This window comes from Brevibacillus sp. LEMMJ03, from assembly GCF_007197875.1.
Classification (GTDB): domain Bacteria; phylum Bacillota; class Bacilli; order Brevibacillales; family Brevibacillaceae; genus Brevibacillus; species Brevibacillus thermoruber.
The window spans coordinates 181,686-207,115 of sequence record NZ_VKJN01000007.1 but is presented as its reverse complement, the minus strand read 5'-3'; the positions used below and the strand labels follow the sequence as shown (position 1 = coordinate 207,115).

General features: G+C 58.8%; 20 protein-coding genes and 2 riboswitches. All 20 genes read left to right on the top strand.

What is annotated here, in order from left to right:
* Positions 1-209: 209 nt before the first annotated feature.
* A riboswitch (cyclic di-GMP riboswitch) is annotated at positions 210-300 on the top strand.
* An 84-nt stretch (positions 301-384) separates the two neighbouring features.
* The 20 genes from FOI68_RS11395 to FOI68_RS11300 all read left to right on the top strand — a co-directional run bounded on the left by FOI68_RS11395 (position 385) and on the right by FOI68_RS11300 (position 25,398).
* Complete coding sequence (locus FOI68_RS11395) at positions 385-2,358, top strand: methyl-accepting chemotaxis protein (RefSeq protein WP_143863242.1); 1,974 nt, start codon at positions 385-387, stop codon at positions 2,356-2,358.
* A gap of 204 nt (positions 2,359-2,562) precedes the next feature.
* Positions 2,563-3,429 carry a transporter substrate-binding domain-containing protein gene (locus FOI68_RS11390; RefSeq protein ID WP_044897677.1) on the top strand — a complete coding sequence of 289 codons (867 nt, stop codon included), beginning with the start codon at positions 2,563-2,565 and terminating at the stop codon, positions 3,427-3,429.
* Positions 3,430-3,606: 177 nt separating this feature from the next.
* Complete coding sequence (locus FOI68_RS11385; protein WP_197058204.1) at positions 3,607-3,822, top strand: cold shock domain-containing protein; 216 nt, start codon at positions 3,607-3,609, stop codon at positions 3,820-3,822.
* A 112-nt stretch (positions 3,823-3,934) separates the two neighbouring features.
* Positions 3,935-5,380: a degradosome RNA helicase CshA gene (cshA, locus tag FOI68_RS11380; protein WP_081656602.1), complete on the top strand. Its 1,446-nt coding sequence runs from the start codon at positions 3,935-3,937 to the stop codon at positions 5,378-5,380.
* A gap of 147 nt (positions 5,381-5,527) precedes the next feature.
* Complete coding sequence (locus tag FOI68_RS11375; RefSeq protein WP_143863267.1) at positions 5,528-5,905, top strand: PH domain-containing protein; 378 nt, start codon at positions 5,528-5,530, stop codon at positions 5,903-5,905.
* Positions 5,906-6,656: 751 nt separating this feature from the next.
* Entirely contained in the window at positions 6,657-8,051 is a 1,395-nt protein-coding gene (locus FOI68_RS11370; RefSeq protein WP_143863241.1) for a PTS mannitol transporter subunit IIBC, read from the top strand.
* A gap of 60 nt (positions 8,052-8,111) precedes the next feature.
* Positions 8,112-10,220: a BglG family transcription antiterminator gene (locus tag FOI68_RS11365; RefSeq protein ID WP_143863240.1), complete on the top strand. Its 2,109-nt coding sequence runs from the start codon at positions 8,112-8,114 to the stop codon at positions 10,218-10,220.
* Positions 10,221-10,222: 2 nt separating this feature from the next.
* On the top strand, positions 10,223-10,660 hold the full coding sequence (locus FOI68_RS11360) for a PTS mannitol transporter subunit IIA (protein ID WP_029100493.1): 438 nt from the start codon (positions 10,223-10,225) through the stop codon (positions 10,658-10,660).
* Positions 10,661-10,662: 2 nt separating this feature from the next.
* The gene (locus FOI68_RS11355) at positions 10,663-11,823 is read left to right on the top strand and encodes a mannitol-1-phosphate 5-dehydrogenase (protein ID WP_143863239.1); all 1,161 of its coding nucleotides are present in this window, start codon (positions 10,663-10,665) and stop codon (positions 11,821-11,823) included.
* 16 nt (positions 11,824-11,839) lie between these two features.
* Complete coding sequence (gene ptsP, locus FOI68_RS11350) at positions 11,840-13,567, top strand: phosphoenolpyruvate--protein phosphotransferase (RefSeq protein WP_143863238.1); 1,728 nt, start codon at positions 11,840-11,842, stop codon at positions 13,565-13,567.
* A gap of 15 nt (positions 13,568-13,582) precedes the next feature.
* Positions 13,583-13,843 carry an HPr family phosphocarrier protein gene (locus tag FOI68_RS11345; protein ID WP_029100490.1) on the top strand — a complete coding sequence of 87 codons (261 nt, stop codon included), beginning with the start codon at positions 13,583-13,585 and terminating at the stop codon, positions 13,841-13,843.
* Positions 13,844-14,042: 199 nt separating this feature from the next.
* Positions 14,043-15,581 carry a PucR family transcriptional regulator gene (locus FOI68_RS11340; protein WP_143863237.1) on the top strand — a complete coding sequence of 513 codons (1,539 nt, stop codon included), beginning with the start codon at positions 14,043-14,045 and terminating at the stop codon, positions 15,579-15,581.
* 257 nt (positions 15,582-15,838) lie between these two features.
* Complete coding sequence (locus FOI68_RS11335; protein ID WP_143863236.1) at positions 15,839-16,588, top strand: IclR family transcriptional regulator; 750 nt, start codon at positions 15,839-15,841, stop codon at positions 16,586-16,588.
* A 26-nt stretch (positions 16,589-16,614) separates the two neighbouring features.
* Positions 16,615-18,228: an OPT/YSL family transporter gene (locus FOI68_RS11330; protein WP_143863235.1), complete on the top strand. Its 1,614-nt coding sequence runs from the start codon at positions 16,615-16,617 to the stop codon at positions 18,226-18,228.
* A 12-nt stretch (positions 18,229-18,240) separates the two neighbouring features.
* Entirely contained in the window at positions 18,241-19,302 is a 1,062-nt protein-coding gene (locus tag FOI68_RS11325; RefSeq protein ID WP_143863234.1) for an S-methyl thiohydantoin desulfurase family protein, read from the top strand.
* 24 nt (positions 19,303-19,326) lie between these two features.
* Positions 19,327-20,259 (top strand): DUF1177 domain-containing protein, encoded by a 933-nt coding sequence (locus tag FOI68_RS11320; RefSeq protein WP_029100485.1) that lies wholly within the window; start codon positions 19,327-19,329, stop codon positions 20,257-20,259.
* 41 nt (positions 20,260-20,300) lie between these two features.
* On the top strand, positions 20,301-20,981 hold the full coding sequence (locus tag FOI68_RS11315) for an AroM family protein (RefSeq protein WP_143863233.1): 681 nt from the start codon (positions 20,301-20,303) through the stop codon (positions 20,979-20,981).
* Between the two features lie 15 nt (positions 20,982-20,996).
* A complete protein-coding gene (locus FOI68_RS11310) occupies positions 20,997-21,938 on the top strand; it encodes an aminopeptidase (protein WP_143863232.1) in 942 nt (313 codons plus the stop codon).
* 201 nt (positions 21,939-22,139) lie between these two features.
* A complete protein-coding gene (locus FOI68_RS11305; RefSeq protein WP_044897695.1) occupies positions 22,140-23,561 on the top strand; it encodes an alanine/glycine:cation symporter family protein in 1,422 nt (473 codons plus the stop codon).
* Between the two features lie 215 nt (positions 23,562-23,776).
* A riboswitch (purine riboswitch) is annotated at positions 23,777-23,876 on the top strand.
* An 88-nt stretch (positions 23,877-23,964) separates the two neighbouring features.
* Positions 23,965-25,398 carry an NAD(P)/FAD-dependent oxidoreductase gene (locus FOI68_RS11300; protein WP_143863231.1) on the top strand — a complete coding sequence of 478 codons (1,434 nt, stop codon included), beginning with the start codon at positions 23,965-23,967 and terminating at the stop codon, positions 25,396-25,398.
* The last annotated feature ends 32 nt before the right edge of the window (positions 25,399-25,430 follow it).

Sequence of the window (25,430 nt, the reverse complement as noted above, 5' to 3'; positions counted from 1 at the left end):
AAATCCTTACAAAATTCTTAAGAAAATCGTTCCATCATTCCTCATTCGTTGGGAGGCAGGTCGACAGGGGAGAAAAGAGGACAGTGCGAAGGTCGCGTTTCGTTCCGTCAGCGCGCAGATTTTAAAAATTTATGAAATCTTTTAGATTTTCTGTCCCTCTTTTTTCAAATTGTGCTATAGTTCTTTTAGCATATTTTAACACGGAAAAAAGTGACAAAAAGCAAACCCGTTGAAAGGCGGGGACGCAAAGCCACGGGTCTAAAGTTGCAGTGCTGCAGCTATGACAGCCGGGTTGCCAAACCGCAGGCATCGCAGGCTGTCGGATGGCAGTCTGCTTTTTTTGGCAAGCCGTTCACGCACTTTCCGCCACTAGGAGGGATCACCATGGGAACCAGCCTGAAGCAAAAACTGTTGTATGTGATGTGCCTGCTGCTCATCGCCAGCCTTGTTTCGGTTTGTGCGGCTAGCTACTGGAGCTCCTCGCGTCTGCTGGAATCCAGTCTGGATAAAGAAGCCGAACTGACCGCGTCCAATCTGTCGATGAAGATCGACCAGTTTTTCCAGCAGAAAATTGCCGTGATTGAAACGATCGGCAAGCTGATGTCCGAAGACAACAACAAGGAGCATGACTTGAAGCTGATCCAGCAGGCCCAGAAGAACTATCCGGAATTTGAGACGTTCTTCTTTTCCTATGACTTGAGCGGGAAAAAGGTCATCAACTTCCAAGGGGACGTGACAGACGTGTCCGACCGGGCCCATTTCCAGGAAGCGGGCAAAGGGGAAGGAAAAATCGTCGTCTCCGAACCGGTCGTCTCCAAGCGGACGGGCAACAACATCGTAACCATCATCGTTCCGCTGATGAAAAACAACGTCCAGTACGGGTACATGGGCTCGACCATCCCGATCAACGAGATCCAAAAGACGGTGTCCGCCGAGACGTTCGGCCAGAGCGGCTACGCCTTTTTGGTGAGCAAGAAGGGAACGTACATCTGGCATCCGCAGAAAGACCTCGTGCTGAAGGAATCCATTCTCAACTCCAACATTCCGGAGTACCAATCCGCTTTCCAGGCCATTCAGGAAGGCGGGCACGGCATTCTTCAGTATAAAAGGGACAACGTCGACCAGTTTGCGTCCTATGCTTCGACGATGTTGAACTGGGGCGTGTTCATCACCGCTCCCGCCGGTGAGCTGCACGCGCCGGTGGACAAGCTCTCGGTCAACCTGCTGGCCATCTCTGTCGTGACCTTGGTCGTCGGCATCGCTCTGGTCTATCTGCTGGCGGTTCGCCTGGTCCGCCCGATTCAGCGGCTGAATCAAGCGGTCAAAGTGGTGGCCGGCGGCGATCTGACGGAATCCGTCACCGTCCAGGGTAAGGATGAAATCGCCGTTTTGTCCCGCGATTTCAACCAGACGGTGTCTCATCTGAAGGACCTGATTCGCGGCGTCACGCTGTCCTCCGATCAGGTGCTTCGGGTCACCAGCGAGGTGTCCGCCGGCATCGAGAACGCGACCAATACGATTCACCGGATCGGGACGTCCATTCGCCAAATCGCCGACGGGGCCAAAGCGCAGGCCGGCAGTTCCCAGGAAGTGTCCATCTCCATGAACGACATGGCCAGCGGGATCGTCAAGATTGCCGAGACGTCCTCGCGGGTGTCCGAAGCGGCACGGGAGGCGGCCCAGCAGGCGGAAGAAGGCACGGCGGTCGTCGAGCAGGCCGTGCGGCAGATGAACAGCATCGGGGAAGGCACCTTGAAAGTGTCGTCGGCCATTGAGCGGCTGAACGGCCGCTCCCAGGAGATCGAGAGCATTTTGGACACGATTACCGGGCTCACGTCGCAGATCAATCTGCTCGCCTTGAACGCCTCCATCGAAGCGGCGCGGGCAGGGGAGCACGGCCGGGGCTTTGCCGTCGTGGCCGGCGAAGTGAAGAAGCTGGCCAACCAGTCGGAAGAGTCGGCCGCCAAGATCGCTCAATTGATCGCCGAAATCCAGCAGGACACGGCGAACGCGGTCGACACGATAAACGCGGGGCAGCAGGATGTGCAGGACGGGGTGAAACTGATCGAGGAAGTGCGCGAAAAATTCGTCCATATCCTGGAGGCTTCCCGCAATGTGGCCGACCACATCCTCGAAGTGTCGGCGGCGTCGGAACAGATGTCGGCCGGGTCCGAGGAGGTCAGCGCCTCCGTGGAAGAGATGCACACCATCGCCAAACACGCTTCCGAAGACGCGAAGAACGTGGCCGATGCGGCGGATGACCAGCTCCGGGCCATTCAGGAGATCGCCGAGTCGGTACAGCAGTTGAAAGAGGTCGTGGGCGAGCTGCAGCAAGGACTCGGGAAGTTCAAGCTGTAACGGGAGGCGGGAACGGAAGCGGCCCCCCTGTCAGCACAAGCCTCACAGGTCGGGGTCAGCCGGCCGGCTCAAGCCGCACACAGGATGGACAAAAGGGGGGATGCCTATGTAGGGAGGAGAGAGCCCCTGCTTGGGCAGTGACGCCCCGCAAGCAAGATCGACAAGAGAAACCGACAAAACGGCTACCATGGGAGGAGAACGACAATGAAAAAATGGAAAAGCATGCTGATTGCAGGAACAGTGGCGGTTTCGCTGCTGGGAACGGGCTTGGCCGCTCATGTGTCCGCCGCAGGTGCCCAACAGGCCCAACCGGCGGCGACCGTCGCGGACAGCGCCGCAAAGCAGGAAGCCAAGAAAAAATACGAATCCCGGCTGGATGAAATCATCGCGAGAGGGTACATCCGCATCGGAACCACCGGAGATTACAAGCCGTTTACATATCTCAACCCGAAAACAGGCCAATACGAAGGGTACGACATCGACGCGATGAAAGAGTTCGCCAAAAGCCTTGGCGTGGAAGCCCGCTTTGTGCAAACCTCCTGGCCGACGCTGATGAACGATCTGCTCGCCGACAAGTTTGACATTGCCGTGGGCGGCGTGACCCGCAACACCGACAGACAGAAAACAGCCCACTTGAGCGAGGGGTACGTGCAGTTCGGCAAAGTGCCGCTCATCCGCGCGGAAGACAAGGACAAGTACAAAACGATCGAGGACATCAACAAACCGAGCGTCCGCATCGGCGTCAACCCGGGCGGAACCAACGAAAAGTTCGTGCGTGAATATCTGCCGAACGCAAACGTGACCGTGGTGCAAAACAACCTGGACATCCCGGGTCTGGTGGCCAACGGCACCTACGACGTCATGATCACCGACACCTTTGAAGCGATTGTGTACGCGAAAAACGATCCGCGTCTGTACGCCGCCCGCGTGGACGATCCGTTCACCAAAAGCGAAAAAGCCTACATGATCCAGCGCGGCGACTTCATCTTCGCCAGCTACCTGGACGTATGGCTCGACGAAATGAAGCTGCAGGGCAAATTTGACGAGCTGTACAAAAAGTGGGTCGAGTAGCACCCGGTTCATCGCTGCTTTCTTCCGGAAGCGGCGATGATTGCTTCTTCGGCAAAAAAATGGTATGATGAGACCACGTTAAAAAGACATGAATACCCGAGAACGATTTTGCTGCCTCGTGCTGAGATGTGGGGCGGAAACGGTTTTGCGGTTTTCTTGCTTTTTATCAAAATTCTCATGTGGGAGGCCACAATCGTGATCGGAAAAGTCAAATGGTTTAATGCGGAAAAAGGATTTGGTTTCATTGAACGTGAAGACGGGGACGACGTGTTTGTCCATTTCTCCGCGATTACGGGAACCGGATTCAAGAGCCTGGAAGAAGGGCAAAAGGTGGAATTTGACGTTGTGCAGGGCAACCGCGGACCGCAGGCGGCAAACGTCATCCGCTTGTAATTGGTATCATTGAGATGACACGGGAAATGAGGGCATGTTCCGGCGTAAGGAATCATGCCCTCTTTTTCGTGAAACGGGAAAGCGAAATGAAGAAAAAGGAGATTGACGATCATTGACAACGTTTTATGAGTTTGGGCTGCACCACCTGGTGACACGGGCCCTAAAAGAAGTGGGGTACGCAGAAGCGACCCCGATTCAGGACCAAACCATTCCCATCGCCTTGACGGGCAAGGACCTGATCGGTCAGGCGCAGACCGGGACGGGAAAAACCGCCGCCTTTGGCATTCCCCTGGTGGAGAAGGCGAACGTAGACCAGGAACAAATCCAGGCGGTCGTGTTGACGCCGACGCGCGAATTGGCGGTTCAGGTAGCGGAAGAGCTGAACAAGATCGCCCGGTACAAAGGGGTGGTGGCCCTGCCTATCTACGGAGGGCAGGATATTCAACGGCAGATTGCGGCGCTGAAAAAACGGCCACAGATCATCGTCGCGACACCGGGCCGTTTCATGGATCACATGAACCGGAAAACGATCCGGCTTCAGTCCGTGAAAATGGTTGTGCTGGACGAAGCGGATGAGATGCTGAACATGGGATTCATCGACGACATCAAGGTGATCCTGAAGGAAATGCCGACACAACGGCAAACCCTGCTGTTTTCCGCCACCATGCCCAAGGCCATCCAGGAGATTGCCCGCCGATTCATGCATGACCCCGTGACCATTTCCATCCAACCCAAGGAAGTGACGGTCTCCAACATCCGGCAGCAGTACATGGAAGTGACGGAGAAGCAAAAATTCGACGTGCTGTGCCGTTTGCTCGATATTCACATGCCGGAGTTGGCCATCGTCTTCGGACGGACCAAACGGCGGGTGGACGAACTGTCGGAAGCGCTGACCAAACGGGGATACGGCGCGGAGGGGATCCACGGCGACTTGAACCAGGCCAAGCGGGACAGCGTGCTGCGTCGGTTTAAGGAAGGGACGATCGAAGTGTTGGTCGCCACCGATGTGGCCGCCAGAGGTCTGGATATCAGCGGGGTTACCCACGTGTATAACTTTGATATTCCGCAGGGCGCGGAAAGCTACGTCCACCGGATCGGCAGGACGGGCCGGGCGGGCAAGACGGGCTTGGCGATTACCTTTGTCACGCCGCGTGAAGCGGATCATCTGCGGTACATCGAGAAGACCACTATCCGCAAAATGGAACGGCGTCCGGTCCCGAGCATGGCCGAGGCGTTCGAGGGCCAGAAGCGGTTGGCCGTGGAGAAACTGTTGGAAGCGACGGGAGAAGGCAATTTGAACCTCTACAAAGCGATGGCCGAGCAGTTACTCAACGAGGTGGATTCCGTGACATTGGTTTCCGCCGCCCTCAAGATGCTGACCAAGGAACCGGACACCACACCGGTCCGCCTGACTGACGAGAAGCCGCTGAGGGTTGCGAAAAAAGGGTACCGACAGCGGCAGAGCAAGAGGGTATCGGAGCGGCAAGCGAGGCCGGCCCTGGGAAAGGACGGCCGACGGTTGGAAAGAGACGGGATGAGCGGCCGTTTTAGTTCATAATCAATACACCCAGCTGTCAGGATCGCGGCTGGGTTCATGTTTTCCTCCTGGTTCCTTTCCGAACGGCGTTTGGCCGGTTGATTTTGGAGTAATGAATGATAATATAGGCATGTGCAAGTGAAAAGAGTAAAACGAGGGGGCGGGATGATGGGCATTTTTGACGGTCTGATGGGAAACGCGTCAGAGGTCAGCATCGCGGAGGTGCAAAAGGAGTTTGCCAACATCCTGGCGGACCACGAGCGTATTGAAAAGGCGTATAAACTGATTCGGGACATGTTCCTTTTCACGGACAAACGGTTGATCCTGGTCGACCGGCAGGGAGTGACCGGAAAAAAGGTGGGGTACCATTCCATTCCCTACAGAAGCATTCATCATTTCAGCATTGAGACGGCGGGCCATTTCGATCTGGACGCGGAGCTGAAGCTCTGGATATCGGGGAGTGAGACGCCGATCATCAAGCAGTTCAACAGAAGCCTGGACATTTACGAACTGCAGCGCGTGCTTGCCACCTACGTGCTGCGGTAAGGCAATGGAGAGCCTTCACCTGTAATCAAGGAGAGGACAGATCGTCTCGATTATTAGCATGATGTAACCTGCGCCCGGTACAACGATTGGGCGTTTTTTGTGGTTGGCATGTGAGCTCGCCACTTTTTTTCTTAAAAGGACGGCTTTACTACCTCCTTGATAGCCGCTCCGGAGAAATCTTTGAAAATTGCTCCTGAATGGCAAGCCACAATGCGGTTCGTTTGTGTCTCATTGTTACTGTTTTCCTCCGTTTCACTTGAATGGTAACACTCCCCATTTACATAGACGGTTACGTGTCGTTGTTGCTTCGGTTTTCCTCCAAATTGTGGGCCTTTTTTTACCTTATCTCCCCGCCTAAAAACTCCAGTGTAACAGCAGGCAGATGTTCTACCTGAGTCCAAATCATAAGCATGATGGAAAATACGCTCTAGCCGAATGTGGGCAGTATATATAAAGAGAAAACAACAGAGGAGAGCCAGCCGGACGATGAATGCCGTGGTGTGAGAGTGCACATACTCCAACAGACGTCTGACACACCAGGAAATATCGCGAACCTCCGTCACAAGCAGCCGCATCCGCTTTCCTGCAAAAAATACCAATTGGCTCTATTAACTTTTGTCAACAACTCAACGGACAAATTCCCACTTACATTTTATTGAGACAGAAATGTAAACGCTTTATATTTGTATCAGGAGTCATACAATTAAATTCTGTCAACAATAAAGAAAAAGATGAAGGGGGATGCAACAAGATGGAGAGCGGACTGCGCGTCTCTGTGCAAAAGTTTGGGCGTTTTTTAAGCGGCATGGTCATGCCCAACATTGGCGCGTTTATCGCCTGGGGCTTGATTACGGCGCTGTTTATTCCGACGGGCTGGCTGCCCAATGAAAATATGGCCAAACTGGTTGGCCCGATGATTACCTATCTGCTGCCGCTGTTGATCGGTTATACGGGCGGCAAGATGATCCACGACGTGCGCGGCGGAGTCGTTGGTGCGGTGGCCACCATGGGTGTCGTCGTGGGGGCCGACATCCCGATGTTTCTGGGTGCCATGATCATGGGGCCGCTTGGCGGCTGGGTCATGAAAAAGGTGGACCAGTTGATCGAAGGGAAAGTGCGCTCCGGCTTTGAGATGCTGGTCAACAACTTCTCCGCCGGCATTGTCGGGGGGCTGTTGACGCTGCTGGCGTTCAACGCGATCGGGCCGGTCGTGGCCGGCTTGAGCAAAGCGCTGGCTTCCGGCGTACAAACGATTGTGGATGCCGGACTGCTGCCCTTGGCCAGCATCCTGATCGAACCGGCCAAGGTTCTGTTCCTGAACAACGCGATCAACCACGGCATTCTGAGTCCGATCGGACTGGATCAGGCGGCGAAGACCGGAAAGTCGATCTTCTTCCTGCTGGAGACCAACCCGGGTCCGGGGCTTGGCATCCTGCTGGCCTACTGGCTGGTGGGCAGAGGCACGGCGAAACAATCGGCGCCGGGTGCGGCGATCATCCACTTCCTGGGCGGCATTCACGAGATCTACTTCCCGTACATCCTGATGAATCCGCGCCTGATTCTGGCCGTCATCGGCGGCGGGATGACCGGTGTCTTTACCTTTACACTGTTAAACGCCGGCCTGGTGGCGCCGCCATCGCCGGGAAGCGTATTCGCGCTGAGCGCCATGGCACCCAAGGATGGGCTGCTCCCGGTCCTGACCGGTGTCGTCGCGGCAGCCGCCGTCTCCTTCTTTATCGCGGCATTCCTGCTGAAACTGGGCGGGCAAGCTGAGGATGCGGACGAGCTGGAAAAAGCGACGGAAAAAATGCAGCAGCTCAAAGGCAAAAAGCAGGAGGAAGCTCAGGCCGACACGGCGGTGGCGGAGAAAAAAGAAGTCAAGAAAGTCGTCTTCTCCTGCGACGCCGGCATGGGTTCCAGCGCGATGGGAGCAGCGTCCCTGCGCAAGAAGTTCAAAGATGCAGGAATCGACATCACCGTCATCAATACGGCGATCAACGACATCCCGGACGACGCGGACATTGTCATCACGCACAAGTCGCTGACGGAACGGGCCAAGTTGAAGGCGCCGCAGGCGGAACACATTTCCATCGACAACTTCCTGAACAGCCCGGAGTATGACAAATTGGTCAAACGTTTAGGCTAAGAGGAATAAACGCTAGTGCAAACTAGCGTTTTCCGGCTTTGTACAAAAGGGGATGGAACGATGAGTGTATCCTCGAGACAACGGACGATCCTCGACATGCTGCTGCAGGACGGGCCGGGGCTTACCGTGGGCGCGATCGCCGAGCGGATTGGGGTCAGCGCCCGGACGATCCACCGGGAACTGGACGCCTTGGAAGACACGGTCCGCGAGCACGGCCTGGAGCTGGTGAGGAAGTCGGGATTGGGCGTGGAGCTGCATGGTCCGCCGGAGCAAAAGGAAGCGCTGCGCCTGGCGCTGTTTGACCTGACGACGACCGAGTACACCGCGGAAGAGCGGAAAGTGATCATTTTGTGCACGCTGCTGGAGGCGACCGAGCCGGTCAAGCTGATCTCGCTGGCGCTCGACCTGAAAGTGACGACGGCCACGATCAGCCATGACCTGGACGATCTGGAGGACGTGCTGGACAAATACGGTCTGTCGCTGGTGCGCAAGCGGGGCTACGGCGTGGAAATCCAGGGCTCCGAGTCGGCCAAGCGGCAGGCGATCAGCCGGCTGATCGCGGAACATTTGAATGAACACGAACTGATCGGGCTGATCAAGGAAAACATCCAGAACAAATCGCTGCGCGACATCGACTCCATCTCGGAGCGCCTGTTGGGGCTGGTCGACAAGGAAAAGCTGATCAAGGTGGAAAACGCCCTGAAGCACGTGGAGGACGACCTGCCTTACCCGCTGGCGGACAGCGCCTACATCGGTCTGGTGATTCACCTCGCGCTCGCTGTCGAGCGGATCGAAAAGGGAGAGAGCATCCACTTTGACGAACATACCCTGAGCGAGCTGCAGGGCACGCCGGAGTATCAGGCGGCGGAGAGGATCATGGAGCGGCTGACGCACATTTTCCAGATGGAGATTCCCGCCGCGGAGATCGGGTACATCACCATGCACCTGCGGGGGGCCAAGCTGCGAAGCGCCCATGAGGACCTCTACTGGCCGGGAAATGTGGAGCTGATGGCCAAGACGCAGCGGTTTATCCGGCTCTGCGAAGATCGGCTGCAGATTCCCCTGCGGTACGATTCGTCCCTGTTTCACGGACTGCTGACGCACATGGAGCCGGCCCTGTACCGGCTCAAGCGCCAGATGGAAATCCGCAATCCGATTCTGGAGCAGATCCGGGACAATTACCCGGAATTGTTCCGCGTCGTCCGGGAAGCGGTCTCGGAGGTGTTTCCCGAGCTGCATGTGCCGGACGAAGAGATCGGCTATCTGGTGATGCACATTGGCGCGGCCGTGGAACGGACGTCACAGGCGCATCAGCGCTATCGGGCGCTGGTTGTCTGCTCCAGCGGGATCGGGTCTTCCAAGATTCTGGCGACCCGGATCAAAAAGGAGATTCCGGAGATCGTCAGCCTGCAGAACCTGTCGTTGTTCGAGGTGGGGCGAATCCCCAAAAGCGAATATGACGTCATCATTTCCACCATCCCCTTGCCGATGGACCCGAGCGAGTACGTTGTGGTCAGCCCCCTGCTGCCAAAGGAGGACATCCAGAAGATCGCCTACCATCTTCACAACCTGAGTCGGTCGCGTGCATCCCGTGCCACAGAGGCCGTTCGTGCGGGCGGGGAAGGGCCGGAGCAACGGTTGAAAGCGATGCACCGGTATGCGGGATATGCGGTCGAACTCTTGGACGGGTTTCAGGTGCGGCGGATGGAAAATCACAGCGGGGACATCCGGGAGATTCTGGACCGGATTTGCGGCGATTTGGTCCAACTTGGCGCCATTCGGGAAGCCGAACCGGTCGTCCGGCAGCTCCTGGAACGGGAGAGACTGGGCGGCTTGGGCATTCCGGGCACGACGCTGGCGCTGTTTCACGGCAAACACGAACAGGTAGTCCGGCCGTCGTTTACGGTGCATGTGCTGCGCCAGCCGATCCGGCTGAGGTCGATGGACGAACGGGAGATGCCGATCAAAAACCTGCTCCTGCTCCTGGGGCCAAGGGATGTGCCCAAAGAAGGATTGGAAGTGCTGAGCGAGATCAGCTCCCTCTTGATCGAGGAAGAGATGATCGCCGCGCTGGAAGCGGGCGACCGGCAGCGGATTGCCGACTGCCTGGCGGAGAGACTCTATCAGTTTTGTCGAAAAAAAACGGGAATGGAGAGAGCGCAACAATGAGTATGGCAACCAAGGTATTATCCGCAGAAAAAATCATGCTGAATGCAAAAGTGGCCGACAAGACGGAAGCCATCCGCCTGGCCGGCGAGCTGCTGGTGAAGGCGGGCCACGTCACGGCGGACTATGTGGACAAAATGCTGGAGCGGGAAGAGATCGTGACCACCTATATCGGAAGCGGCGTAGCCATCCCGCACGGCACCAACGAATCCAAAGAGGCCATTCGCTCGACCGGCATCTCCGTGGTGCAGATACCGGACGGCGTCGATTTTGGGGAAGGAAACACGGCGTACCTGCTGATCGGGATCGCCGCTGTCGGTGACGAACACCTGGAGCTTCTGTCCAATATCGCCGTGATCTGCTCCGACGAGGCGAACGTCAACCGCGTTGTTCAAGCGAAGACGGCGGAAGAGATCATCGCACTGTTTGAAGAGGGGATGTAATCATGCTGGCTGTTCATTTTGGAGCGGGGAACATCGGAAGAGGCTTTATCGGTCAACTGCTTCACCAGGCTGGGTACGAGGTCTGCTTCATCGATGTCAATCAGGAGCTCGTCGATGAGATCAACAGCCGGAAAGCGTACTCGGTTCAACTGGCGATGGAAGGAACACCGGTTTCCGTCGTGGAAGGTGTCCGGGCCATCCACGGCCAGGATACGGAGGCCGTCGCCCGGGCGATCGCGGATGCCGATCTGGTCACCACGGCCGTGGGGCCCAATGTGCTGCCCCATATCGCTCCCGCCATCGCGGCAGGCATCACTCGGCGGATCACACACACCGATCGGCCGCTGAACGTCATCGCCTGCGAAAACATGATCGGCGGCAGTGCGCAGTTGAAAACCCACGTGTTCGCGCAGCTCGATGAAGCGGTCCGGGCAAAGGCGGAGGAGCTGGTCGGCTTCCCCAACGCGGCCGTCGACCGCATCGTGCCCCTGCAAAAACACGAGGACAAGCTGCTGGTAACGGTAGAGCCGTTTTTCGAATGGGCCGTCGATCAATCGCACATCATCGGGGACATCCCGCAAATCGAAGGTGTCACTTATGTAAATGACTTGACGCCCTATATCGAGCGGAAGTTGTATACTGTAAATACGGGGCATGCGATGATCGCCTATCTGGGCTATCAGATGGGGTATGCCGCCATTGACGAAGCGATTCGGGACGACGAGATTCTCCGCGCGACCCGGCAGGCCCTGCAGGAGACGGGAGCGCTCCTGGTCGCCAAGCACGGTTTTGACAAGGGGCAGCATGAGGAGTACGTGGAAAAGATTCTTGGCCGATTCGCCAACCCGTACATCACCGACCAGGTGACGCGCGTGGGACGTTCGCCCATTCGCAAACTGGCCCCGCAAGACCGGCTGGTTGGTCCGGCGATGCAGTGCTTCGATCACGGAATCGTGCCGGAGCATCTGGGGCTGGGGATCGCAGCCGCCCTGCTGTTTGACTTCCGGGAGGACCCCGAGGCGGTCCAATTGACGGAAGATATCCAGCGGTTCGGACTGGAACACGTTCTCAAGACGTACACCGGCATTCGCGTGAATCACGCCCTCTTTTCCATCGTGATGAACCACGCCCGGGAGTTGCAGGCCAGAAGAAAGACAAACTAAGAGAGGAGGAGGGCATGTGTCCAAAACAATCGTTGGCGTTGCCGCATCGTCCGGGGTGGCGATTGGCAAGGCGTTTTTGCTCGCCAATCCCCACTTGCAGATCGAAACGGTCTCGGTCGAGGACCCGTCGAGCGAAATCAAGCGTTTGACGGATGCCCTGGAACAGGCGAAGGCAGATCTGCGGGAGATCAGCGAGCGCGCAGAAAGGGAAATGGGGCCGGACAAGGCGGCAATTTTTCAAGCCCATCTCCTGGTCCTGGAAGATCCTGAACTGGTGGAGACGGTGAAGGGAAAAATCGCCGCGGAAAAGGTAAACGCGGAAAGTGCGCTGCACGAGACGGCGCAGACCTTCATCGAGCTGTTTGAGCAGATGGACAACGAGTACATGAAAGAGCGGGCGGCGGATATTCGCGACGTGACCAAGCGGGTGCTCTGCCATCTGCTGGGCGTGGAGTTTGCGGCGCCGAGCGATCTGGCCGAAGAAGTGATTCTCGTGGCGGAGGACCTGACGCCGTCGGATACCGCCCAACTGGATCGCCGCTATGTCAAAGGCTTTGTCACGGACATCGGGGGCCGTACCTCCCACTCCGCGATCATGGCCCGCTCCCTGGAAATCCCCGCGGTGGTGGGGACGACGGACGTGACCCGGGAGGCAGCGGCCGGGGCGACGATCATTCTGGACGGGCATGAAGGTCTCGTCATCATCGACCCCACCCCGGAAGAGATCGAGGCCTACCGGAAGAAACAGGCCGAGTACGAGAGACAAAAGAGCGAGCTGGCCAAACTGGTCCATACCGCTACCACAAGCCAGGACGGCGTTCACGTCGAGCTGGCCGCCAACATCGGCAGTGTGCAGGATCTGGCCGGCGCTCTGGAGAACGGAGCGGAAGGCGTCGGGCTGTTCCGCACGGAATTCCTCTACATGGGGCGGGATGATTTTCCGTCGGAGGACGAGCAGTTCCAGGCCTACAAGCAGGTGCTGGAGCAAATGGGCGAAAAGCCCGTCGTCATCCGCACTCTTGACATCGGCGGGGACAAGCACTTGGCGTACATGAACCTGCCGCAGGAGATGAACCCGTTCCTGGGATTCCGCGCCATTCGCCTCTGCCTGGAGCAGCAGGACCTGTTTCGGACGCAGCTTCGCGCCCTGCTGCGGGCGAGCGCTTATGGCAACCTGAAAATCATGTTCCCGATGATTGCCACCCTGGAAGAGTTTCGTCAGGCCAAAGCGGTGCTGGCAGAGGAGAAACAAGCCCTGCTGGACAAGGGCATCGCCGTATCGGATCGGCTGGAAGTGGGCATCATGATTGAGATCCCGGCGGCAGCGCTGATCGCCGATCAATTTGCCAAGGAAGTGGACTTCTTCAGCATCGGCACCAACGATCTGATCCAGTACACGATGGCGGCCGACCGGATGAACGAGCGGGTCTCGTACCTGTACCAGCCCTATCATCCCGCTGTTCTGCGCCTGATTCACCGCGTCATCCAGGCGGCTCATGCGGAAGGCAAGTGGGTCGGCATGTGCGGCGAAATGGCCGGAGATCCGGTGGCCATCCCGATTCTGCTGGGAATGGGACTGGACGAGTTCAGCATGAGCGCCGGCAGCATCCTGCCCGCCCGCTATCAGATCAGCCGCTTGTCCAAGGAGACGGCGGCCGCTTACACGGACACCATCTTGTCGATGAGCACGTCGCAAGAAGTGGAAGCGTTTGTTCGAAAAACCTTTGCAGGAAACGGCATGTAAGGAAGGTGTACCCCCATGATCGAAAAGAAAGTGGTCGTCGAGCTGCCGCACGGTCTGCATGCCAGACCGGCAGCCAATTTTGTGCGCCTGGCGTCGTCTTTCGCCAGTGAGATCAAGATTGTCAAAAACGAAAAAACAGCCAACGGAAAAAGCATCATGGGCATTATGTCCATGGCGGTCGCCAAAGGCGAGGAAATTACACTGATTGCCGACGGTGCCGACGAAGCGGAAGCCATCGCCGCTTTGGAGAAGGCGCTGAAGGAGCAGGAAGCGTGACGACACCCTGCCGGTTGCGGCGCAAAGAACACTCTGTCCAGTGAGGACAGGGTGTTTTTTGTTGGCGGGCCGGCCGCAGGCGGGGAGGCGGTAAAAGAATGGCGGCGGAAACGTACCGGCTCTTTTTCGCAATTTTTCATAGGAACAAAAACGGGAATCATGATAGCATCGGGATAAAACGGAGAGATGAGGTGAACGGATGGCGACCTCTCCTTTTACGGTCGAACAACTGCTGCAGCTGCCCGTCTTCCGGCAAGCCAAGGTGCTGGCCGGGAGCGGCGGGCTGACAAACGAAATCTACTACGTGGATGCGATGGAGATTCCCGATTTGACCGGGTGGCTGCGTCCCAACGAACTGATCGTGACTACCGGGTATTCGGTCCGCCATGAGCCGTTCCTGCTGTGCCGCCTGCTGGACGAGATGCATCGGGTGGGTGGGGCGGCTGTTGCGATCAAGACCAAACGCTTTTTGCAGGATGTCCCGGCGGACGCGCTCCGCAAAAGCGACGCGTACCGCATTCCGCTGATCGATATTCCGGCGGAGATTCCGTCCATCGATCTGACCCACTCCGTGATGGAGGTGCTTGTCAACCGGCAGGCGGCCGTGCTGCGGGAAGTGCAGGAGGTCAACCAGCAGTTCACCAACCTGGTGCTGAACCGGCGGACGACGGAACTGGTTGTCTTGATCGGGCAGCTTCTGCACTGCGAAGCGGCCGTGCTCGATCAGGAGGGAAACGTGGAGAGCAGCACGTCACGCTTTTCGGAGCGGGAAATCGCGGAGAAGCGCAGCGTGCAGGTGGGCAGCCGGGTGCTCGGCTATCTGGCGATCAGCCGCAGGCTGGAGGAGCAGGACCGGTTTGCGCACATGTGTCTGGAACAGGCAGTCACGATCCTGGCGATCGAATTCACCATTCGCCAGTCGCTGCAATTGCAGCGGGAGCGGGAACAGGAGTCGTTTCTCGTCGACCTGCTGTCCGGCACGTCCGGCGAGGAGGAACTGCTCCGCTACCGGGCCAAGCAGTTGGGGATTCCGCACGGTGCCCATCAGTACGTGATGGTGATTCGGCCGTGCCGGGAGGAAGAGCGGCAGGGGGAAACGATGGACGACCTGCTGCACGACCTGCTGAAGGACATCCAGGCCGGCGAAAAAACGACGCGCAGGGGCGTGCTGGTCGGCGGCGAGATTGCCCTGCTCTGCACCACGGCGCACCGGGATGTGGCCCGGCAGCGCGAGGAAGCGGTTGACTATCTGCGGGCGCTGACCCAATCGGGAAAACAGTCGGCCGATCGCAAGCGGTTGGTGTGTGGCGTGGGAGGCGTTCGCGAGCGCCTGGAGGAGATCACCGAGAGCTACCGCGAGGCCCAAAAAGCGCTTCGGATCGGCAGCCTCGTGCGGCCCAGGGAGCGGATTGTCCACTTTCACGACGTGCTGGTGGAAGACCTGCTGCAGGACGCCACCGGACATCCGTCCCTGGCCGTGCTGACGCAGACGCTGATCGAACCGCTCGCGGCGTACGATCGGGAGTACGGCACAGAATTGCTGCCCACGCTGGAATCGTTTTTGCGGACAGGCGGTCAGACCAAGCGGGTAGGTGAAGAGCTGTACATCCATCGCAATTCGGTCCTGTACCGGTTGGAGCGGATCCGGGGCATTCTCGGGGTGGACTTGAACGATGCGGAAACCCGTTTGCGGCTGGACCTGGCGATCAGGGCGTGGAAGATGGCCGCTCGCGCTTGAGCGGCCGAACGATTTGTGACGCCGCCAAAAAATAAGCGCTTACTTTTGGGTCGCTTCCCATAGGGGGAGATGACCCGTTTTTGTTATAGTGGCAATTAACAAAATAATAAAAAATGGATTGCCAACCAAGGGAGGGAAGGGCTTTCCAGCAGATGAATCCACAGCGATTACCCTTGCCCGCGAGGCTTCCCCGTACGCATGCTGCGTCTGTAAAACGAAACACCGGTTCGATATGCGAAACAAAGGGCGGATGAAATGTGCTGAAAACGCTGGACAACGCTTTGCACCTGCTCAGGTATTTCACGCGGGAGCGGCCGCAGTGGGGCGTCAGGGAGCTGGCCCGGGAGATGAACATCAGCCACCCTGTCGTCTACCGGATGCTGGCGACGTTTGAGCGGCACGGGTTTCTGCGGCAGGACGAACAAACGCAAAAGTATGAACTGGGGATTACGTTTTTGGAGTACGGGGCCATTTTGCGGGACCATCTGAGCATTACGCAAATCATCTATCCGGTCATGAAACGGCTGGCCGAAACAACGGGAGAATCCGTCATCCTGACCTGGCTCGACGGGATGGAGGGGATCTGCCTGGAGATGGCGGAGAGCACACAGCGGGTCAAATACGCCATGTCGGTGGGAAGCCGGACCCTGCTGTACGCCGGCGCCTCCAACAAGGTGATCATGGCCTACCTGCCGCCCCACGTGCAGGAAGCGATCATAACCAGAGGGCTGAAACCGAAAACGGACAGGACGATCCTCGACAAGGACGAGCTGCTGCGCGATCTGGCGCGCATCAGGTCGGAGGGATGGGCGTATTCCGTGGGCGAGTATACGGAAAATGTGTTTGGCATCGCCGTGCCGCTGTTTGCTTACGACAAGCGGGTCGTCGCCTCGCTGACGATTGCCGGACCGGATTACCGGATGCCGGCGGACGCGGTGCCGGCGGCGCTGCGCGCATTGAAAGAGGCGCAGCAGGAGATACAGACGCTGCTGCAGCGCATTCAGTAAGTCAGGAGAAGGGGGTTGTATTCATCATGCAGCAACACAAGACGGACAAGGAGAAACATCCGTCCATTTTTGAACCGTTTGCCTTGTTCTTGAACATCGCCACCGCCGTGATCGGCGCCGTCATCGGCATGCAGCTCGTAACCACACTGGGGATTACCCCCAACACGGCGATTATCGGCGCGCTGGTGGCGATGCTGATCGCCCGCATTCCCATCAGGATGTTTGCCAAGTACAAATCGATTCACCGCCAAAATCTGGTGCAGACCTCCATCTCGTCGGCTACGTTCGGGGCGGCCAACAGCCTGCTGATCCCGATCGGCATTCCGTTTGTGATGGGAGAGACGGACCTGATCATGCCGATGCTGATCGGCGCGGCGCTGGCGATGTTTGTGGACGCCGCACTGCTCTACAAACTGTTTGACTCCCGGATTTTCCCCGCCTCGGGCACGTGGCCGCCCGGCGTGGCTACGGCCGAATCGATCATCGCCGGGGACAGAGGGGGCAAGCGGGCAGCCCTGCTCGGAGTGGGGGCCGCCGGCGGTCTGCTCGGTTCCTATCTGGGCGTCTCGATGTCCGCTTTTGGCGTGGCCTTTATCGGAAACATCTGGGCCCTGACGATGTTCGGCATCGGCCTTCTGCTGCGGCAGTACTCGGTGCCGCTGTTCGGGATTGACGTCAACAAGATGTTCATCCCGCACGGCTTCATGATCGGCGCCGGTCTGGTCGCCCTCGTCCAGGTCACGATGATCATCATGAAGCGCAAGAAACAGGAGGCTCCGGCTTCGTCCGGAACGGCCACCACAGAGGAGGAGACCTATACCCGCAGCGACCGGGAAACGACGCGGACGCTGGGATTGGGCTTTGCCGCCTACCTGGCCGTCGCCCTGGTTCTTGCCGTGCTGGGCGGATTGATGACCGAGATGTCGGCCGGCATGTTTGTCGCCTTTCTGCTGTTTGCCGCCTTTGCCGCCTACGTTCACGAGCTGATCGTCGGGATCGCGGCGATGCACTCGGGCTGGTTCCCGGCCTTTGCCGTGGCCCTGATTACCTTGATAATCGGGATGCTGATCGGCTTTCCGCCGGTGGCGCTGGGCCTCCTGGTCGGGTTCAGCGCAGCGACCGGCCCCGCCTTTGCCGATATGGGCTACGACCTGAAAACCGGCCACATCCTGCGCGGCGGCGGCAAAGACAGGGAGTTCGAGCTGCACGGCCGCAAGCAGCAGTACATCACCGGCATGATCGCCTTTGGCGTGGCGCTGGTCGCCGTCCTCTTCACCTACAAAGGGTACTTTGCCGCAGGGTTGGTTCCGCCGGTCGACACCGTGTACGTCAAGACGATCGAAGCGGGGACGTCGCCGGAAGTGGCGAAGCAGCTCTTTCTCTGGGCGATTCCCGGCGCCATCCTGCAGTTCCTGGGCGGATCCAGCCGCCAGTTGGGTGTCCTGTTTGCGACGGGCCTGCTGATTCTCAACCCGGGGGCCGGCTGGGCGGTCATTGCCGGGATTCTGATCCGCACCATCGTGCTGAAGGTAAAAGGCAGGGAAGCGGAGACGCCGATGAGCATTCTCGCGGCCGGCTTCATCGCCGGGGATGCGCTGTACAGCTTCTTTACCTCCGTATTCAAATTCAGCAAAAAGTAAGGGGATGCGAATATGGCGACAATCCTGTTGGACGGACGGATGATGGAGGCCGCCGTGTACGGCGGGGCCGTTCTCGGCGGCGGCGGTGGCGGGTGGATTGAGGACGGGCTGCAGATCGGCCGGCTCGCCCTGGAAGTGGGGCAGCCGCGGCTCGTCACGCCGGACGAACTGGCGGACGACGACCTGCTGGTGACGGTCTCGCTGGTCGGGGCTCCCGCCGCCAAAGAGAAATTCGTCAAGCCGATTCACTACGTGCGGGCGCTGGAGCTGCTCTCCGCAGCAGTCAAGCAGCCGTTGAAAGGCATCCATACCAACGAGAACGGCGCGGGCACCACCGTAAACGGCTGGTTTCAGGCCGCCGTCACCGGACTTCCCGTGGTGGATCTGCCGTGCAACGGGCGGGCTCACCCGACGGGAACGATGGGCTCGTTGAATCTGCACGAACAGCCCGGCTACGTCTCGCATCAGGCGGCGGTGGGCGGCCGAGGCAGCCGATACGTGGAGATGAGCGTCTCGTCCACGATTGAACAGGCCGCTTCGCTGATCCGCAGCGTCTCGGTTCAGGCGGGCGGACTGGTGGCCGTGGCCCGCAACCCGGTGACCGTGGCATACGCCAGGGAAAACGGCGCGCCGGGTGGGATCCGGCAGGCCATCAAAGTGGGCGAGGCCCTGCTTGACCACAAGGGAGAAGCGGCGATCGAAGCCGTCTGTGTCGCACTCGGCGGCCGGGTGGTCGTGGAAGGGGACGTCCGTGAATACACGCTGGAAACGACCGGCGGGTTTGACGTCGGCCGGGTGGTGATCGGCGATAGCGAGCTGACGTTCTGGAACGAGTACATGACGCTGGAACACGACGGCGAACGCCTGGCCACATTCCCCGACCTGATCATGACGCTGGACGCCCGGACAGCCCGCCCGATTGTCTCGGCAGCCATTGAAAAAGGACAGGCGGTCACGGTCATCCACGTGCCGGCCCGGAATCTGATCCTGAGCACCACCATGCGCAACCGGAGCTTGCTGAAGCCGATTGAAGACGTCATCGGCAAGCCGATCCTGCCCTATCTCGAATCGTGACAACATTGTGTGGAGGGGATACTCATGTCGTTGAAGCAGACGATCACCGTATTTGAAACCATGGACAGCGCGTATGTCAGCGGAGAAGCCATCAACAAACTGTTTGCCGCCTATCCGGAGATTCAGGTCAGCGTGCAGACCGTATCGGGCGAAAAAGGCAGCACCGATTTCGTGAAAATCGTCATTCCGGGCAGGAACGGCAAGTCCAGGGGAGGCACGGCACCCACGTTGGGGATCGTCGGCCGCCTCGGCGGCATCGGCGCCCGTCCAAGCAGGATCGGCCTGGTATCGGATGCCGACGGAGCCGTGGCTGCCGTGGCGAGCGCGCTCAAGCTGGCCGACATGCAGCAGCAGGGGGATGTGCTGAACGGCGACGTCATCGTGACCACGCACATCTGCCCGAACGCCCCCACGCGGCCGCATGAACCGGTCGACTTCATGGACTCTCCGGTCGACATTCTGACGATGAACCGGCATGAGATCGTTCCCGAGATGGAAGCGGTCCTGTCGATCGACACGACCAAGGGGAATCGCGTCATCAATCACAAGGGCATTGCCATTTCCCCGACGGTCAAGGAAGGATACATCCTGCGCGTCAGCGATGACCTGCTGCGCATTATGGAGATGACCACGGGACAGCTCCCCGTCACCTTCCCGATCACCACACAGGATATCACGCCGTACGGAAACGGCTTGTACCACATCAACAGCATCCTGCAGCCGTGCGTGGCGACGGACGCGCCGGTGGTCGGCCTGGCCATCACCGCCCAGTCGGCCGTGCCCGGCTGCGGTACCGGGGCCAGCCACGAGACGGACATCGCCCTGGCCGTGAAGTTCGCGGTGGAGGTGGCCAAGGAGTTTACCAACGGCACCTGCCGCTTCTACGACGCCGACGAGTTTGAGCGGATCACGTCGCTCTACGGTTCGATGAAAGTGCTGCAGACGATGGGCAGGTAAACAGGCAGGGGGGAGGCCCCCTGTCATTTTTTCCAAGGGAGATGATCACCGTGAAACGTCTGGGAATGATCACGATTGGGCAGGCCCCCCGTCCCGATGCGGCTCCCATGCTGGAGACGCATCTCGCCGGTCGGGCGGAACTGGTGCAGGCAGGAGTATTGGACGGCATGACGAAGCAAGACATTGAGGCCCATCTGGCCCCCGGTCCGGGCGAATACGTACTGACCTCCCGCATGGCCAACGGGGAAGCGGTCGTCGTATCGCGCGAGCGGATTCAACCGATGTTGCAGCGAAAGATCCACGAGATGGAGGAGACGGGCATCCGCACGATCCTGCTGTTCTGCACCGGGGTGTTCCCCGGCCTCTCGGCAGAGAAGGCGTTTTTGATCGAACCGGACCGCGTGATCCCGCCGACCGTGGCGGCGATGGTACGATCACGGCGTCTGGGCGTGATGGTGCCGCTCAAGGTGCAGGCCGAGGCGCTGCGGCCCAAGTATCTTCCGCATGGCCTGGATCCCGTGTTTGCCGTCGCTTCGCCGTACGATCGCGACGAAGAATCGCTTCGCGCGGCGTCCGAAGCGCTCAAGGACAAGGCGGACATCGTCCTGCTCGACTGCATGGGATACACGGAGGAGGCCCGCCGGCTGGTGGCGGAACAGACGGGCCTTCCGGTGATGTTGTCCAACGCCATCATGGCCAAGCTCGTATCGGAAATGATTTGAAAAGGATGATGAGACGTGAAGCTGACCGACATCAGCAAGGGACTATTGACCAACTGCATGGCCCTCAAGCCGGGCGAATCCTTTTTGGTAGTCGCCGACGACGCCAAACGGGAGTTGGGAGAAGCGCTGTGGGAAGCCGGCCGACAGTTGGGGGCGGAAGCGGTGCTGATGGTCATGACCCAGCGGGAGAAATCCGGCCAGGAGCCCCCGGCGGCTGTCAGTGAGGCGATGAAGCGCTCCGACGTCGTGGTCTGTGTCACGGAGCATTCCCTCACCCATACCCGGGCGCGCAAAGAGGCCGTTGCGAACGGAGCCCGTTTGGCGACGATGCCGGCGATCACTCCGGACATGTTTCGGGAGGGAGCCATCACGGCCGATTACAGCCAGGTGAAAGCCTTGACAGAAAAAGTGGCCGATCTGCTCAGCAGGGCGCAAACGGTGCGCATTGAAAAGGAAGGGAAGGCGCTCGCGTTTTCCATCGCCGGGCGGAGCGGGATCGCCAGCACCGGTGTCTACGTCAATCCAGGCGAGTCGGGCAACCTGCCGTCCGGAGAAGCGTATGTGGCTCCGGTGGAGGGAACGGCTGAGGGGCAGATCGTGGTGGACGGCTCGATTTCCGGCATCGGCAAAATCGACAGCCCGCTCGTGCTGACCGTTCGCCAGGGACGCATCGTCGACGCGGCAGGAGCGGAAGCGGAACGGCTGCTGCAAACCCTCGGCGATGGAGACGGCCGCCTGCTTGGCGAGTTTGGCATTGGCACCAACGACAAGGCCCGCATCACTGGTGTGGTCCTGGAAGACGAAAAGGTGTACGGCACGATACACGTGGCATTTGGCAGCAACAACACCTTTGGCGGAACGATTGCCGCAGGCGTGCACATCGATCTGGTCGTGAAGGAGCCGGACGTGTACCTGGACGACAAGTTGATCATGAAAAGGGGAAAGCTGCTGTTCTAGCGGACGGTGCTGCCCGGTTCCGGATGGGACCGGGTTTTGTTATGCCATCCTCGATTGGCTGTTCCTGCTTGGGGCTTTTTTCCTTCCAGCGAACATTCATGTTGGCAGGGTTTCTTTTTGAATGTTTTGTGATAAACTATCTTGCGTATTGCCTTTTGATATATTCAGGCTGTGGGGGTGTGTGGGCAAGTGTCGATCCTTTTGGGATTATTGGAGAAAGCTGTGGCGGCGGCAAACGATTTGCTCTGGTCCAAGATTCTGATCGCCCTGTTGATTGTGTTGGGCGTCTATTTTACGTTGCGGACAAAGTTTGTTCAGTTCCGATTGGCGGGAGAAATGTTCCGTCTCCTCGGCGAAGGCGCAGCGGACAAGAAAAAGGGGAGCATCTCGTCCTTTCAGGCATTCTGTATCAGCACCGCATCCCGGGTCGGGACCGGGAATCTGGCTGGTGTGGCCATGGCGATTTCCGTCGGCGGTCCCGGTGCGGTGTTCTGGATGTGGCTGATCGCCCTGATCGGGTCCGCGTCCGCCTTTGTGGAAAGCACGCTGGCGCAAATTTTTAAAGTGAAAGATAAAGACAGTTTCCGCGGTGGCCCTGCCTACTACATGGAAAAGGGGCTGAAAAAGCGCTGGATGGGCGTTCTGTTCGCCATACTGATCACGTTCAGTTTTGGTCTCGTCTTCAATGCCGTGCAGGCCAACACGATTTCGCAGGCGTTTCAAACGGCGTACGGAGTTCCTCCTGTCGCGATGGGGCTGATCCTGGCGGCCATCACGGGCCTCATCGTCTTCGGCGGCGTCAAGCGCGTGGCAAAGGTCGCCGAATTCCTCGTGCCGGTCATGGCGGGCGCGTACGTCTTGGTCGCGCTGTACGTGGTCGTGACCAACATCACCCAACTGCCGGGCATTCTGCTTCTGATCGTCAAATCCGCGTTCGGCCTGGAACAGGTTGCCGGCGGCGGGATGGGCGCTGCGCTGATGCAGGGAATCAAGCGCGGTCTCTTCTCCAACGAGGCGGGGATGGGGAGCGCGGCCAACGCTGCGGCCACCGCCGATGTGACCCACCCGGCCAAACAAGGGCTGATTCAAGCGCTGGGCGTGTTTGTCGACACGCTGCTGGTTTGCAGCGCGACGGCGTTTATCGTGCTTCTGTCCGGCATGTACACGACGGAAGGGCTGGACGGCATCGCTCTGACGCAGGCGGCGCTCAGTTCCCATGTGGGCGCATGGGCGAGTGTGTTTATCGCCGTGATCGTGTTCCTGTTCGCCTTCAGTTCGGTCATCGGCAACTACTATTACGGGGAGACCAACATCGAGTTCATCAAGACCGACAACACCTGGTTGACACTCTACCGCCTGGCCGTGGTCGGCATGGTGATGTTCGGGTCCGTGGCGAAAATCAGCATCGTCTGGGATCTGGCCGACCTGTTTATGGCGTTGATGGCGCTGTTGAATCTCGCTGCGATCGCGTTGTTGGGAAAAATCGCCTTCGCCGCGCTGAAAGATTATACGAAGCAAAAGAAAGCCGGCCAAAATCCGGTTTTCCGTGCAAGCGTCATTCCTGGACTGCCTGAGGTGGAGTGCTGGCGGGAAGAAGCTGCGGAGAACACTGCGGTGTCGTGACAGCCGGATAGCCGGGTGGAAAAAGCGGGAGCAATCCCGCTTTTTTTATTCGGCAGAAGCAAGTGCGTCGATTTTAATGTTCGGATTTTAGTTGTCAGACGACTGATCTCTCAAATGTTATTCGCCTGTTTTTCGTGAAAGACGAATAAAATCGATCAAAGTGGTTGACATAATTAACATCGTGCGTTATTATGCAAAGTGTTGCCAAACCACATACGCATACATTTCGCACGATTCGTATATCCTCAATAATAGGGTTTGGGGGTCTCTACAAGGAACCGTAAATTCCTGGCTACGAATGGGTGTCACTGACATACCCGTTCGTCGGTCAGGATTTTTTTGTGCAGCGGTTCAGTCAACAGGATTTTCCAAGGGATGTTCCGACATGGAGGAGGTTGCGATCATGAACAAGTACGATGTCATTGTCGTAGGGGCGGGCCCTGCGGGAATTTTCGCCAGCTATGAGTTCACGCTGAAGGCGCCGGGCGCCAAAGTGCTGTTGATTGATAAAGGGCACGACATCTACTCCAGGCGATGCCCGATCCTGGAGGAGAAGATCAAGCTGTGTCCGCCGCCGGCCGGCAAAAAGGAGTACGCCGGCTGTCTGCCCGCCTGCTCCATCACCAGCGGTTTTGGCGGAGCGGGCGCATACAGCGACGGGAAGTTCAACATTACCACCGAGTTTGGCGGCTGGATGACCGATTACCTCAATCCGTCCCAGGTGCTGGAACTGATCACGTACGTCGACCAGATCAACCTGAAGCACGGCGCGACGACGACGATCACCGACCCGACCACGGAGACGATCAAGAGCATCGAGCAGCGCGCGTACGCCGCCGGGCTGAAGCTGCTGCGGGCGCGGGTGCGCCACCTGGGCACGGAGCAAAACCTGCAGATTCTGCAGTCCATCTACGAGTACCTGAACGAGCGGATCGACATGATGTTCAAGACGGAAGTGGAGGACATCCTGACGGTGAAGGAAGAGGACGGGTACCGCGTCACCGGCGTGGTGCTGAAAAACGGGGACGAGTACCACAGCGACTACGTGGTGATCGGACCGGGGCGGGACGGTTCCGCCTGGCTGACCAGCATCCTGAAAAAACGCCGCCTGAAAATGTACAACAACCAGGTGGACGTCGGCGTGCGCGTGGAGACGTCCGATGTGGTGATGCGGGAGATCAACGAGCATCTGTACGAGGGAAAATTCATTTTCAACACGTCGGTGGGGACGCGGGTCCGCACGTTCTGCAGCAACCCGTCCGGCCACGTGGTGGTGGAAAACCACAGCGGGGTGATGGCGGCCAACGGCCACTCCTACAAAGATCCGGCGCTCGGCTCCAGCAACACCAATTTTGCGCTGCTGGTGTCCCACAAGTTTACCGAGCCGTTTGACAAGCCGAACGAGTACGCCCGCGAAATCTGCAAACGGGCCAACGACCTCTCCAACGGCGGCGTCATCGTGCAAAAGTACGGGGACATCCTGCGCGGCCGCCGCTCCACGGAAGCACGGATCAAGGAAGGCTTCCTGGAGCCGACCTTGAAAGAGGCGGTGCCGGGCGACCTCGGTCTGGTCCTGCCGTACAACACGATGAAAAGCCTGATCGAAATGGTGGAAGCGCTGGACAAGGTAACGCCGGGGATCGCGTCGGAACACACGCTGTTCTACGGGGTCGAGGCGAAGTTTTACTCGGCCCGTCCCAAGCTGACGGACGAATTTGAGACGGAAATCAAGGGGCTGTTCTGCGGCGGCGACGGCGCGGGCATCACCCGCGGATTGGCCCAGGCCGGCGCGGCTGGCGTGTGGATGGCCCGCAACATCATCAAGCGGCTGTCGTAAGCCGTCCGCTGCCTGAGCACCGCAGCGCGTTG